This window comes from Vibrio lentus, assembly GCF_002875945.1.
GTDB classification, from domain to species: domain Bacteria; phylum Pseudomonadota; class Gammaproteobacteria; order Enterobacterales; family Vibrionaceae; genus Vibrio; species Vibrio apostichopi.
In genome coordinates this window covers 99947-114634 of the sequence record NZ_MCZK01000102.1, presented here as the reverse complement: position 1 = coordinate 114634, position 14688 = coordinate 99947, and the positions used below count along the sequence as shown (strand labels likewise).

Genomic DNA, 14688 nt, shown 5'->3' with positions numbered 1-14688 from the left:
ATTCTAGGTTAGAACACGAAACTTAGCATGATCGTGTAGAGCATGGCATCTTTATCATCAAAGCCAGTCAGCGCGTTAAAATCTTCAACAAAGGCACCGTTTGTTTTACGAGCTTCAAAGTATTGCACCTCACCATTGATGGAAACGTTAGGTAACACATCATAGTCCACGCCGATTAGGTAGCTGTTTCCTGTTAGGTGTTCGTGTGAATCAAACTCTGCACCGTAAACGACGTACGGAGTAAACGAATTGAGTCGATAGCCTAAACTAGCGTACATTGATGACGAGAAGTCACTTGTTTGTCCTTCACTGGCCAGTATTGCTTGACCAAATTCGTATTCAGCACCTAACGACCAAAGTTGGATGTGTTGGTTGTCTTGTTTTGGAAGAGATCCAACGTTTTTAATCTTAACTGTCTGATCAAAGTTTGAATCTAAGAAGGATAAGTTCCAACGATAATTTTCTCCGATTAACTGGAGGTTAGCACCGAACATTCGATTGGTTTCAAATTCCAGTTCTGTACTCGAATTGAAGTTGACTTCATTGTTGTCTTTGATACCTAAGAATGGAGTAAGCAATAGCGTCGCTTCGTCACTAACATCGTGAGTCCAACTCACTTTAATACCATTGAAAGCAGTAATGCCCAGTACAGCGTTATACACCTCTGTAGGTGGCCTAGCAGTCATGTAGGCTTGGCCGACATAGTAGTACTCAGAGGCAAGAAACAGTGGCAGTCTCAATCGACCGATGCTGACATCAAAGTCATTGAACTCATAGCCAAGGTAAGCCCATTCAAGCTGTGGGTCACTCCAATCAAACTGTGGCGCTTTAACAACTTGTACCGACGCTTTAAATGAGTTGTAGAAGTAGTCGAGTTGAACACCAAACGTGGTATCACAGTCGTAGCAGTTCTCATCGGTAAAGCCGCGGTTAATAATTAATGGGTTGTCGTTATCTGACGTTGCCCAAGACGTTGAACCAAAACCGCTTAAGGATAAATTATCGGTAAGCTCAATGATGGCGAAGGCTGGAGAGGCGAATGAAGCACATAGCACTGACGTAATTATTTTTTTCATGTTATTTCTCCGAGCTTATAACGTAGAGAACGTTGGCATTTTCAGGAACTGAAGAGAGTGGGGAGTAGCCGATACGGTTGGGCTTGTCATCAAGCCAGTCAACCAAACTGTCTGTTGAGGCAGCTTTGATCTCCCGTGGATAACGTGCTTTCCCTGAGAAAGACAGTCCAGCCCAGTGTGCATTCATTTGAGCGGCGTTTTTCCCCAGTAAAAGCTGATAAAAGCTCTCTCGTTCAGCGCTGTTTTCAGGCCAATCAGACAGTTCTACACGCTTGCCATTGAGGCGTTTGGTTTTCCCTCTGTATAATTTTCTCGCTTTGTTTATCGATATCGCTTCAAATCCAGAATCTAAAGAGAATATTGCGTACTCCTCAGCAGCGTGAGCAGGGCTAAAGAGTAGCAAGCTTCCCAGCAGTCCGATCACTGCTGGTATGACACTACTGCGTTGGGCAGTTTTTATTGTTCTGAGCCAATCCATTGATTTCTCCTAGCAGGTCGCACTTTCAATTTGATGGAAGAGTTTTTCTTTTCTAACGGGCTTCGCCACATACCCATCCATGCCGGAATCGAAGCACCTTTGAATATCATCGTCGATAACGCTAGCGGTTAACGCGATGATCGGAGTTTTATTTAAGCCTAAGTTTTTCTCGTGTTCTCTTATCTCCCTGGTCGCCGTGAAACCATCCATCACGGGCATCATGCAGTCCATTAAAATGATGTCGAAACTGCTGTCGTTCTGGTACATATCCACAGCGATTTGTCCGTTATCAGCAATCTCAAAGGCATAGCCTCCTTTAGTTAACATGACCGAAGCGACTTTTTGGTTTACTCGGTTGTCTTCAACGAGAAGGATCCTTTCTGATTTACTCGGCACCATATTTTGCTCGGGTGCTTCCGGTAGCGTTTGTTTAACGTTGGCTGTAGGCGTATTTGAAGTGCCAGTCTTCGTAGTCGAACTGGAGTTTGCGGTGTGAATTGGGGTAACCGTTGATGTGGTTGGGGCAGGTGACCCACTGTCAGTTGCGGGTAATGGCATTGCTTCAACCGCGGCTAGCACTTTCTCTTTCAACATTTCAAATTTAAACGGCTTTGGAACGTAATCATCCATACCGACGTCAAAACATTTCTGGATATCATCGTCAATCACACTGGCTGTGAGGGCGATGATAGGGATACGGCGCGTGGATTTGGTCTCTTTTTCTACACGCCTGATGTTCTCTGTTGCGGCAAAGCCATCCATCACAGGCATCATGCAATCCATCAAGATTGCTGCGTAGTGTGGGTTGGCGCTGAACATGTCGACAGCTTCTTGACCGTTATTCGCAAATTCAAACTCAAACCCACTTTTACCAACGTGTAGGCCAGCTATTTTCTGATTGATCTTGTTGTCTTCAACAATCAGGATTTTTTGTTGGGTCGGCGCAGCTTCTTGTTTGCTTTCCGATAGCTCGGCTAAACCTTGAGTGTCACACAACTCTACCGCTTTGATTAAACGTGAACCCAGAAGTGGCTGTGAGACTTGTGCGGTAATACAATTACCTATGTCTGCTGGGTCACTTAGGAATGAGCGAATTAGACAAATCGTAATGCCGTTATCATGTAAACGATTTAAATCATTCGTGTAGTCGCTTGCATGGAAAGCTCTATCTTCGGCAAAAATGACGGTGATCGGTTTACTGTGTGGCTGTGTTGCAAATTTATCAGTAATGATCGAGGCATCATTGGTTATTTGCGCGACTTGCAAGCCATAGAAGTTGAGGTCGCCTTCGATGCGTTTCGATAACTCGTCGTCGCCGCCAAGGATGTAGATATCGGCGGTCGCTTGGCTTGGTTTTGGCACGTTTAAGTCAATAGGTAAATCGAGTTCGAAATAGAAACAACTGCCTTCGCCTTTGACTGAGTCCAATTGAATCTGACCACCCATCAATTCGACTAATTGAGTACTGATCGCTAAGCCCAATCCGGTACCCCCGAACTGTCTTGTTGTTGAATCATCTTCTTGAGCGAAAGGTTCGAATATCTGTTTCTGTTGCTGTTTATCAATACCAATACCGCTGTCTTGAACGGCAAATCGAATGGTAACGTTATTCTCTGTTCTGTTGAGGGTCTTGATAGTTAAGGTCACACCACCTTCAGCGGTAAACTTCACGGCGTTGGACATGAAGTTCATCAAGATCTGTCTTAATCGGTGGTCATCGATCATCACTCTTGCTGGGGTGTCAGAGCTAATGTCGACGTTAATTGTGATTTTTTGTTCTTTCGCTTTGGGTGCGACGATTGAAGCGATGTCGTAGATAGACTCTCGAATGGAGGCGGAATGAGGGTTGATTAGTAGCATTCCGGATTCGATTTTAGAGAAGTCTAGTATGTCGTTGATTAAGCTAAGAAGCAGTTGAGAAGAGGTTTCGATAGTATCAACGTAATCTCTTTGAGTGGGTGTTAGTGGGGTGTCTGAAAGAATCTCTGAGATACCAATTACACCATTTAGAGGCGCTCTAATTTCATGGGACATGTTCGCCAAGAAACTACTCTTCGCTTTACTGGCTTGTATTGCGTCGTCTTTCGCTTTCTCTGCGTCTTCTTTTGCAATCGTTAGTTTTTCTTTGGCGTGCTCTCTTTCCAAAGTCAAACGTTCGACTTGTTGTGCAAATAAGCTCAGCTCGTCTTTACCCTGTATTAGTTTATCCAACGAAGGGCGGGTTTCGTCGTTTTCACTTTTCAAGAAGTCCAACACTAATTTAAGATTGTTGGTCACTTGTCTCGCCAAGCTTAAGGTTAAACCCATCACAATGGTCGCGAGCAAAGCCACGATGGAGATGAATAGCGTTCGTTGCATTTGAGCATCAGAAATGGCTTGTCCAACTTCTTGTTGGAATTCTTGTTTGATCACACCACCAAGATTTTGCAGCAAGTTAAGTCTGGCGCTCATTGCTTCAAGCCCCACTGAAATCTCTTGCGGAGTGAGTTGGCTGATAGCCGTTAAGTCGAGCAGGGCACTTCTGATTTCTTGGCTTTGTGCGAACACATCACTTCTGAACACTTCGACCATTAAAGACACTTGATGCTCGTTGGCATTCAAAGAAACGAAGCGTTCTAAAAATAGTTGCTGTCTTTGACTCAAGGTTGCAATTTGCTCTGCAAGTTCTGGGTCGTATTCTTGGCTATTTTGGAAAATTTCAATAAGTGAAGTGCCCAGTTTAAACTCTTCGTTCGACCAGAACATCAGCCATTCAAGCTGTTGTAACGCGGTAAGGTGTTGTTGAATTTCGCGTTTGGTGTTTTCGAATGGGACTTTTTCAATTTCTAGGAGTAGCTGTTTGTACAAGTCACTTTGCCATTCAAGGGCGTCCAACTTGTCGTAGCTGTCTGTTGCTTCCATCGTAGAGAGGGTGGCTTCGTTAAAGTCAGAAACCAGCTGATTAATGCTATTGGAAGCGCCTAGGAAAATACTTGGGGAGAGTGTTTTCAATTCTGCGCTGACTTGATTACTTTGTTGGGTAAACTCTTCTGGGTTGGAGGCAAATGAGCTTCGATATAACACCGAAATATCTTCGAGATACACCGATAACTGACTGGTTCTCTCGAAATCTGTCAATTGAGTGGTTAAGAAATACGCCTGCCTGCCTGCAAGGAAGAGTAGTAAAGAAATGGGAAGTAGAACTAAGCCAAAGAGTTTATGTTTGACTGAAAGGTTATTCCAGACCGTAATCGCCATATAAGGATCCATCCAACTGTTTTTATATAAAAACAGTAGAATAAAAATTGCGATTTTGAAACTTTGAAACTGTAAATTTGATGGAAGTGTGGGAGGGGTATAAGTTCTTGTGATTCCAGAGCTTATTTTGAAATATGTTGTATCACTAGCAATTTATAGCGTTTGTCAGTCGGTTTGATTTTTATGCTTATTGATGAATAACTTAAAAGGCGACTTAATGAGGACGATTTTTATCGAGACTTAGTTCAAATAGAAGTTGCTCTAACACGGTTTTTGCAGAGGGCTCTAACGCCCAAACACCGAGCATTCTGTTCAGTGCAGCGCGGTACACTCTGTTTTTGAGTAGGAAAGCGAGCGTATTTGTATCGTTGCTCAAAACATGTGTTTGTACGACGGTTAGCTCAGCTTTGTTCTCGATATCGATTTTCTGAAGATTGAAAGCAGGGAGAAAGGCACACTCATACCAAACCTCAACGATCTCTCGAAGTTCGATCTCCTCTTCAGGCACATCGCAGTCCTGAAGTTGATGGTTTTCAGGAATTGCGGATAAGTAAGCTACATCAAGCTTGTCTGCAACGAATGTGTACATTTGCTTCCTTGTTATCGGTGATTTTAGAGCGAATCATCTCTCTCACTTATGTTTTTGTCAATTACATCCATTTATCTAACGAGTAATCTGTGAGTAAGCATCGTCGTGTTTAACTTAAACTGTTTAAGTATTTGTCTGTTAAGCCAAAATATTTAAGATTCCCGTCAGGCTCTAGAACCAAACTCATGTTGGAAGTGGCGATCAAACCGGGATCATTGGTTGAGAAAATGACTGTTTTGTTCAACAACTTATCGCTGAACAAGCGGTTAAAATACTGCGCGTTTTCATTTTCAGCCCCATTAAAGGGTTCATCAATGATGATCAGAGATTGCTCACAGTTGCCTAAACCAAGCGCCAAACGCAGCTTTTGTTGAATACCATTGGGAAGGCCTTTGCATTTATCGACACTTAGTTGAGTTGCCAAGCCTTCTGGCAGCCATTCGTCTAATTCGAAGAAACTCACCATCTCCTGCATTTTCTCTGTGGGAATCAATCCATTGTGCAAAATGAAGTTTGTCTCTAAAGAGCCTTCGAAAATGTGCAGATTGAAAGGGATGTAATTGATCGATGTGCGATAACGATAACTGTTGAACTGCTTGATGTTATAGCCATCGACAGACACTGCACCCTGATAACGATCTTCTAAGCCCGCAATGATTGAGATGAGTGTTGTTTTGCCACAACCAGTAGGGCCACAAATGACGACTTTTGCACTAGGAGGCACTTTGAAACCAAGGTTGGTTAAGCCTGTTGCTGCGCCTGCATATCGATGGCTTACACCACTGCCCACAATGCTGCCTTGGAATAGGCGAATAGGCGGGCTTTTTTCTAGAGTCAGCTTGTCGTCATTCATCGACATCAAATTGTTTATCTGTGCCGATGACGCCTTGATGGATTGAAATTTAGAAATTGAGTTATAGATGCCCATTATCGGTCCTAACGCTTTCCATACCAGAATAACGGTTGCGAGCATGGCACCCGCATCTGAAGTGCCTTCCATTACGCCGATTACCGCGGTCACGATACTTGCAGTACCGATCACCTGAATCAAACTACCACCCGCAGCCTGAATTTTACTGTTGGTGACAGCAACGTTCTCGGCATCACTGGTGCTTTGCATATGCGAAGCGCTAAAGCGAGATTGAACCACACGCAGCAAAGGCAAACCTTGAATGGTTTTGATACCACGCAGGATTTCGTTCCACTGGTAAGAGACCATTGCATTAGCGCGCGAGCTTTTGGATGTGGCTTGTGAGTAGATATAGCGCGAGTAAACGCAGAACACCAACATCAAGATCAAGCCGCCCATCACCACAAGCGCGGCTGTACCAGACATCAGAGCGATCGCAATAATGAATACAATCACAAACGGCATATCAAAGTAACTAAGGGTCGACTCCGCGGTCACCAAACGACGGAAGGTGTCGATGTCTTTCAAACGAGCCAACTGGGATGAAACCCCAGCGGTTGATGTCATCGCGTAGGGCAGCCAAAGAAGCTTCGATATTACGGCTTGGGATATATGTACTGCGAGATCTTTACCTGAGGTAGCAATGATGTTGACCCGCATCTTTTTAAAGAAGTATTCCGAAAAACCAACAATAACGGCAAACAAGGTCAACCAGTAGAGTGTGGCTTGAGAGCTCGATGTGAGTGCGAAGTTATAGACACTCATGATGAAGAATGGCTGTAACGCTCCTAGGATACTGATCACGAAGCTGAGGATGATCAGGCTTTTGAGTTCATTGTTGTAACGATAGAAAGCGTACTTTATCCAATTGCTTCTGTCTTGAGATTCCGGTGGTGGTTCACGGAACAGGCGAGAGTATTCACTAATTGAAATAAGCAGACAGGGCTTTTTGCACATTGGATATTCGATGGTGTTGTTGTTCGTGTAATCAAACAAGATCAACTTTCCATCTTTGGTGCCTAAGAAAATCGCACTAAGGTTCTCTATCTCAATAAAACATGGGTGAGGGTATTTATCGATATTCTCGAGTGTCTTTAGCTTGGTTACATCACAGCGATATCCAAGACGTTCTATAGTTGCAGTAAAACTGTCGCTGTCTTTTGGCTTAGGAATAAAAGCGTCACTGAGTATAGAAGGCGTCCCCTCCCATTCCAGTGCGATCAAGGTGTAGGCTAAGCCGCGAATCAGCGGTGACTGACCGTAGCGTTCATCATAACCACTTGATTCAAAGTCCAACACACGCTGCGGAACATTGTTGAAGTCAACTAGGATACTCATTGGTCACCTCCCGTAAGCTTGACACGTTTGAGGCGGTGGTTGAGTTTGTCCATTTTATTGCTGGCTATGATTAAGATTTTGTCATTGGCACGATAGGCGGTACTGGTCAGCACGACGCGTGCAAATTCTTCATCAAAGACGCAGTCTATGTCGTCGAATATCAATACGCGTTTACTGGCGAGCAGGGCACGGACTAATAACAGAGCATACCCAACTTGGCGAGAGAATGGATTACGCATGTGTCCTTTCAGTTCGGTATAGAAACCAGCAGGCAACCCATCAATCTGTGTCTTGATGTTCATGGTTTCACATAAGGCGAAAGCCGTGTTATTCAGGCTTGGTCGAAAACAGGTTAGGTTATCAATAATGGTCCCTTCTACGAATGAGCTTGTTTTATCGACCATCAGCACGCTGTTACGCCAAACGTTGTAGTTCACGTCATCCAGAGGCGTATCATTAATCATGATGTCGAGTTTGTTATCGCTGTTCTGCCGCGTAATACAGTTGGCGAGATGGGTTTTGCCTGTGCCGCTTTTCCCGGTAAGTAAATAGGCTTGTCCGAGTTCGAATTCAATACGCTGCTTTTCAGAATATTTAACCGAAATACGTTCTACTTCCGTTGTCTCATGTTGGTGTTCAACAGACGCAGCCAGTTCAAGAAGCTCGGCGATACGCTGTATGTGAAGTTTGTTCAATTCCCAACGGCTCGCGGTACGCATCACTTGTTGGTAGGGCGCGAAATAACGGTTGGTCAGCATAATGATCGCAGCCATGATGCCTTGGCTTGATTCCATATTGATAACGGCGGTTGCTAGTACCACAACAACACAAGCTATAGAAAGCTGTTGGATGAGCGCTAAGATCAAGCCGAAGTTCGATTCGATCTGTTCATATTTGATGTTCTCCACTTCACGCTCTTCGACCATTTGTGTCATCAGGCTTTCAACGCGGTATTCCATGTTTCGCGCTTTGATATCTAGCGGGCTAGAGATGATCTCGATGATTTTAGAAGTGGTTAAGCCTTCTATGTCTGACTTGTTTTGTAAGCTGCCAATCTTTTGTTTAGAAAGGCTCCAAGCGAAAATGGCTAAGATGAGCGAGGCAATCAGAAGCGTCACGCCAGCCCATATGTTGATAAGGCCAATAATCAGGATGGTTATCACGCTGACAGCAAGATTTATAAGGGCTCGAACCGATTCTCCGCCAAAGAAGGTTTTCAACTCCGGAATGGTTGAGATTCGTTCTAAGTATTCCCCCGGTTCTAAACGGCGGAATTTAGAGATTTCAGCCAAACAGATGGATTGGAACACCTTGTTGGTTAAGTTGGTCTCAAACTGCCTCATGATGACGGAAGATATCTTCTCTTCCTGATTTTTCAGGTGGTAGTCAAGGAAGATGGAAATCAAGATAATCGCGAACAATAAGAACAACGTATCTTGTGCTTGATTGGGTAACACTCGGTCAAAAATGATCAGAATAGAGAAGGGCAGTACCAAGCCAAACAGGGTGGAAATTATCGTAGAGAAAGTCAGATAGCACTTATCTGCCATATTGATCTTTTGTGAAAACTGCTCAGTTTGCATTGCGGCCTCCTGTTTTCAACGACTCCGTTGAGAGAAGGTGTTTCGGCACGAGTTCTTGATTGTTACGACCTTCAATATCGCTCATCAATTGCATGATGTTTTCTATCGATTGAATCGAGAGTACGCCCTTAACTTGCTCAAGCTTGATGGTTTCGATGATGTAGTCGTATCGAGCGCTTTCATAATCTCTTAAGGCGCTGAAGAGCTTACTTTCAGCGGCCAATAAATCGGTGATGGTACGGGTGCCTAACTGGTATGCCCTTTGAATACCTTTGTAAGAGGCGTAGTTGGCGCGAATGATGTTCTCGTAACTGCTTATAGACTGCGAGAAATCATTTATGTTGAGCACAGAGGTGTTGACGCTGTTACGGGTGGTGTAAAGCGAGTCTTGATAAAGCAGCTCGGTACGTTCAATCGCTGTCGATGATTTTTGATATCCGTAATAATCAGAACCACCAGACAAGATAGGCAAGGCTAGATTCAAGCCAACACTGGTAGAGTTGCTTTCGCCTGTCGCAGTGATGTCGGTTTTATCGTAGTTATTGGCGTCATCGTGACGATAACTGGCTGAAAGCGACACGGTAGGTAAGAAGTTTGTACCGCTCTCTTTTAAGCTTCTCCGGCTTCTCTCGACGTTTTTCTTCGCCACTAACAAGTCGTTATTGAGCTTTAACGCCTGATCCATGATTGAGCGTTGTTCGCTTTCGTTAATCTCTTTTAATGGCACGCTTTCGTATATATCTTGCGACGGAGTGATAGGGTATTGAATCTGAATTGAGAGCCCGTTGAGAATGACGCGACGATCTTTTTGTAAGGTTCTCAACCGATTCGACACACCTTCTTTTTGAGCGATAACTTCGTACAGTTCACTGGCGGCTGTGTTGCCTAACTCTACGTTTCGTCGCATTTGATGTTCACGCGTCTCAGATGATTTAAGCTCGACCTTGGTCGCTTTTATCTGCGCGTTGTTTTTCAAATACTCAAAGTACTGTGAGCCGATTTCAGAGATGGTGCTTTGGATTTTGTTCTCGTGTTTAATCTCTTCGATATTGAAGTCGAGCTTTGCCGTTCCGTATTTGAAAATATCGCCTAGGTTGAATACCGATTGGGAAAGGGAAAGGCTGTAGCTGTTTGAGTTATAGCTTGATGTTTCATCAGGCACGCTAGATAACAAGGTTTCGTTTTCATTCCATGTGGTATCGGCAGCGCCATTAAGCGAAGGAAGAAATTTAGAGCGGCTGATCCCAATGTTGTATTCGTTCTCTTCCACACCTTTATCACTGGCGCGAAGGGACAGGCTGTTTTGCAGGCCGAGTTCTACTGCCTCAAGCAGGGTCGTTGCCGATGCTGAAGGTGTCGTGCTGAATACAAGCGCAGCCATGATGCTGCTAGTTAAGTTTCTGTACCGCCACATACTTGTTGATCACCTTAATGATTTGGTCGCTTTTGTAAGGTTTGCTGATCACGTAATCCATTCCGGCTTCAATACAAGCCTGATGTTCGTTACTGCTGGTCAATGCGGTTGCACCTATGATGGTGCAAGGGTTTTTTTCGTTTTCTTGTTCAAACTGGCGAATGCGTTTGGTCGCTTCAATGCCGCCCATACCCGGCATGATGCAGTCCATGAAGATGATGTCAGAACGTTTATTCATGAAGTGCTCAACTGCGTCAGCACCATCGCCAACCGTGTCTGGTTCATACTCTTGTTTGGTTAGAATTCGTTTAAGTAAGATCTGCTGAACTCGGTCATCTTCTACGATAAGGAACGAACTGTTCTCCATCTGTTCCTCTGATGCTTCTGCTTCCATAATGGTGAGCAAGTTAGGAATAAACTCATAAGGAATCGCAGGGGAGTTGATGATCTTATCGACGAAGCTGTGACACTCTTGCGCATGCTGAGTATTGGTTACTGACAGCAACAACTTGGTATTTGGGTGATTCTTAAGTTGAGATTTCACTGTTTTACTTAGTGATGCCAACTTATTGGGTTCAAAGGTGTCGGTCAACATGATGGCATCGTACTCACCGAAGGTTTTCGCCGCCGAAAATAACTCATTGGCAGTGCGAATTTCGGTGATATCAAGCCCCAAGTTGCTGAGCATTTTCTTCATTACATCGATACGAACTTGAGTATTGGCACACAGCAGTAAACGTTTGCCGTCGAAGCGAGTTTTCTCTGTATGGAAATTCTTCGCCTTGAGGTCAAGCTCTATCTGAAAACGTTCTTGTGTACCCGATTGGAACCAGTGACTTTCGTAATACCCGTAATCTTTTAATACGCTTTTCGCTAAGTCGTCTGTGTTAGCGGTATGGTGTTTATGATCGCTCCAATGGAGCTTATTGAGTTTGGCAACAGAGACATCTAACGTTGAAAGGAAGTTGAGATTGATGGTGACACGCGTATTTTCCATATCCGAAGCCGCGCCAGACTCAATCGTCACGAACAACTTCTTGTTTGATTTAAGCTGGATTGCGTTAGAAAGCTGCAGGAACAAGATCCAGAATAAGCTGGTGGATTGGCCTTCCACACGGTTCGGCAAGTTGTCAGAGATAAAGCAGTCAAGTTGACCTTCGTTCCTCTGAACTTTGGCGCTGATATGAATCATCAATTCAGACAACACGTTCAGTAGAGAGAACTCCTTCGACTTACTTTCCGTACCCTGTGAAATCAAACGGTTATAGTTTTCTGCTAACTCAGACAAGGTACTACACGCAGAGGTAATATCCTTCGCCATCAATACGCCGTTTTCATCGGTTTCTTGAACCAGATATTGGACTCCACCGTTGATGGTGTTGGTGATTCCGCGAATCTCGTAACCAATCAGTGCATACAGCTGTTTGTAGAGGTCGTTATTACGCTTTTGGTCTTCTAATTTACTGAAGATCAACTTGAGGTGAGAGTAGATTTGGCGCTGTTTGGGGTTGATGCTCACTTCATTAAGAAGCTCTTCGAGTCTTTGTAAATCGAGTTCCTTTAGCTCTTGATAGAGCGCATCAAACTCATAGTCGATTTCTCGCTCGTTAGAGCTGGATTTCTTCAGTTTCAACATGGCAACTGAGTTAGAAAAAACGGCAATCACGGCCAATATCACGACCACCATAAACAACCAGACAAAGAACTCGTTTTTCTCTGACATTAAGTCGCTCGCATGGTTGTTAAACATGGTGCGATAGTTGTCGTCCATCTGTAGGTAGTTGTTCGTCAGCGACAGGTATAAGTCGAGTATGTCATTACGTGTTTTAGCGCTGTCGGAAAAGCGATTAATGGCCAATTCAAGTTGGGTGTATTCAGTCGCACCAACCAAACTGAATTCGGTTTTGTTCAAAGAGGCTAAAGACCTAAACTCGTCAATCTCACCCTTCAAAGTGGACAGGTTAAAGTCACTGGTACTGCAATTGTTGGCTTTTAAGCAGTGCTGCAAGGTTTGAATGTCAAATTCTATGGTCTGATTGAGCTTTTGGGCTTGTATCAGAAGTGGGGCGCTTTGCACTTGCGCAACCGAATCGACTTTCGACCAAGAAAAGTATAAATAGAAAGCGAGCGCAGCTAAAACCACGCTAAACAAGATGCTGAGTCGCAGAGCTGGTACGGAAATGTTGTAAGAAGGTTTTCCGCTCATTGATTACCTCTCATCGAATGCATCTTCGATGGCAGACATCACGGGTTTAGCTGCGTATTCGATCACGCGACGCGAACCTGTTTTTACATCTGCGGTAAATTCCATATAAGGCGATAACTTGTATTGAGTGCCTCCTCGTTCAAGAAAGTTTCGATCAATCTCAATCTCTGCCAAATAGAATTCAGCATCTTCTTCTTCATAGGATGAACGGCTGATCGAGGCGATAGTACCCTCAACAAATCCATATTTTGCGAAGTTATAGGTATCCATTTTCACTTTCACCGCTTGGCCAATTTCAACAAACCCCATGTCTTTACGCGGGATTTTCGCCTCACCGTGTAGGGAGTTATTGATTGGTGCAATATCAGCGATACTCTCGCCGGGTGGTATTACCGCAGAGCGGAAGTTGAAGTGTAATTTGTCGACCACACCATCCACTGGCGAGTAGACGATCAGGCGGTCAACCTTGTCGGAATGTTGTGGTTGAAGGATCCGTTTCAGTTTGAGATCTTTATTGGCTTGAATGATTTGCGCTTGGTACTCGGAGTTGCGGTTCTCAACCAAATCTCGATGTTGTTTCTCGAGTTTGTCGAGTTGGAAACGTTCGTTCATGACCGACTCATCAAGGTTTTCAATCTCACGAACCATATTGGACTCTTGTACTTTCATATTGAGAACGTCGACATAGGAGGCCATCTCTTCTTTATACAGCGTGTTTTTGATGTTGAGTTGTTTGCGAATGAGCGAGAGCTGGTTCTCTGAACTTTTACGACGTTTAAGCATCGATCCAATCAGCGAATTTTTGTGTTTGATATCGTGGGTGATGAGCTCTTCGTTGGAGCGGTTTTTCGAGAACTCTTGTTGCCACGTATTCATGTTGACCTGAACTTGTTCTGGGAACTTTTCGATATAAGAAGCAAAGTTTGGTTCGATCATGTCGCGCAAGCTTTCATAACGAATCTTGTCGAGTTCCAACTGAATGATTTCGGTGTTCACGGTATCGAGTTGGGTGTTGCGGTCGAGTGAGCGGATTCGGGCAATAGGTTGACCTTCATATACAACTTCCCCTTTTCTGACTAACAGCTCTTCTAAAATGCCGCCTTCTAAGTGTTGAACCTTCTCAACGTCAGATTCCAACAGCAGCTCACCACGCACAGAAACGACAATGTCGATGCGCGCCTGTGACGCCACGGCGATAGCGACCAAAGCGAGCAGGAATATGATGAGCAAGGTTTTATGAACGCTGGTCATAGCACTCGCAAGTACGATGGTGTCATCTGCCGTCACCTTCGAAGCCTCGTTATTAGAAACGAGTGCTTTTCTGAGGTGGTGCTCTATTTGGTTATTACTCATGACCTACCTCGATGACTTGTCATCGACCACTTTCTTAATATCCAGCAAGTGATTGATTTGTCGATTGACGTTTTGTAGTTCAGTTTTTACATCCTCTAAAAGCGCTTCTGGAGCAGGGAACTCGTGTTTGCTCAAATGTTCTAGCTTGGCCATTTTAGGCGGTAGGTCTTGGTCACATAACAACGTTAAGATGGTCTTCAATTTTTTAGAGTAGTTGTTGAGTTCGTCAAAACGATTCCCTTTATGAAGTGTCTCTATGTTCATTGGTGCGTCCGAAAAGTCTTTATAAAAGTCGCCTAACAGCAATTGTAGCCCTTTGTGGTTGTTGTCGATTGAACGCAACAAATTCGTCATGTCTATCATCATTCCACTGCCTTAATTGCTTTAATCACAATAACTAAGGATCTTTAAAGGCAGTTTTCAAATTTTTTTTGATTCTTTATGTATAAAAACAAAAATATGAAAAAAGTTGTATAAAAACTTGGTTTTCCAAAATGGTGTCCT

At 44.0% G+C, this 14688-nt stretch carries 10 protein-coding genes; all 10 read right to left on the bottom strand.

Going from position 1 to position 14688, the window contains the following annotated elements:
• Window positions 1-8: 8 nt before the first annotated feature.
• A complete protein-coding gene (locus BCT49_RS09095) occupies window positions 9-1076 on the bottom strand; it encodes a sulfate ABC transporter permease (RefSeq protein ID WP_102434965.1) in 1068 nt (355 codons plus the stop codon).
• 1 nt (window position 1077) lies between these two features.
• The gene (locus tag BCT49_RS09090; RefSeq protein ID WP_102434964.1) at window positions 1078-1554 is read right to left on the bottom strand and encodes a hypothetical protein; all 477 of its coding nucleotides are present in this window, start codon (window positions 1552-1554) and stop codon (window positions 1078-1080) included.
• Between the two features lie 9 nt (window positions 1555-1563).
• Window positions 1564-4791, bottom strand: a complete 3228-nt coding sequence (locus BCT49_RS09085; RefSeq protein WP_102434963.1) for a response regulator — start codon at window positions 4789-4791, stop codon at window positions 1564-1566.
• 214 nt (window positions 4792-5005) lie between these two features.
• Window positions 5006-5380 carry a hypothetical protein gene (locus BCT49_RS09080; RefSeq protein WP_102434962.1) on the bottom strand — a complete coding sequence of 125 codons (375 nt, stop codon included), beginning with the start codon at window positions 5378-5380 and terminating at the stop codon, window positions 5006-5008.
• Window positions 5381-5489: 109 nt separating this feature from the next.
• A complete protein-coding gene (locus BCT49_RS09075; RefSeq protein ID WP_102434961.1) occupies window positions 5490-7628 on the bottom strand; it encodes an ATP-binding cassette domain-containing protein in 2139 nt (712 codons plus the stop codon).
• Complete coding sequence (locus BCT49_RS09070; protein ID WP_102434960.1) at window positions 7625-9211, bottom strand: ABC transporter transmembrane domain-containing protein; 1587 nt, start codon at window positions 9209-9211, stop codon at window positions 7625-7627. The genes BCT49_RS09075 and BCT49_RS09070 overlap by 4 nt, the downstream gene beginning before the upstream one ends.
• Window positions 9201-10625, bottom strand: a complete 1425-nt coding sequence (locus tag BCT49_RS09065) for a TolC family protein (protein WP_102434959.1) — start codon at window positions 10623-10625, stop codon at window positions 9201-9203. The genes BCT49_RS09070 and BCT49_RS09065 overlap by 11 nt, the downstream gene beginning before the upstream one ends.
• Window positions 10600-12831, bottom strand: coding sequence for an ATP-binding response regulator (locus BCT49_RS09060; protein ID WP_102434958.1), 2232 nt, complete (start codon window positions 12829-12831; stop codon window positions 10600-10602). Before BCT49_RS09060 ends, BCT49_RS09065 begins: the two co-directional genes overlap by 26 nt.
• A gap of 3 nt (window positions 12832-12834) precedes the next feature.
• Entirely contained in the window at window positions 12835-14184 is a 1350-nt protein-coding gene (locus BCT49_RS09055) for an HlyD family type I secretion periplasmic adaptor subunit (protein ID WP_102434957.1), read from the bottom strand.
• 3 nt (window positions 14185-14187) lie between these two features.
• Window positions 14188-14550 (bottom strand): hypothetical protein, encoded by a 363-nt coding sequence (locus tag BCT49_RS09050; protein ID WP_102434956.1) that lies wholly within the window; start codon window positions 14548-14550, stop codon window positions 14188-14190.
• Window positions 14551-14688: the final 138 nt, after the last annotated feature.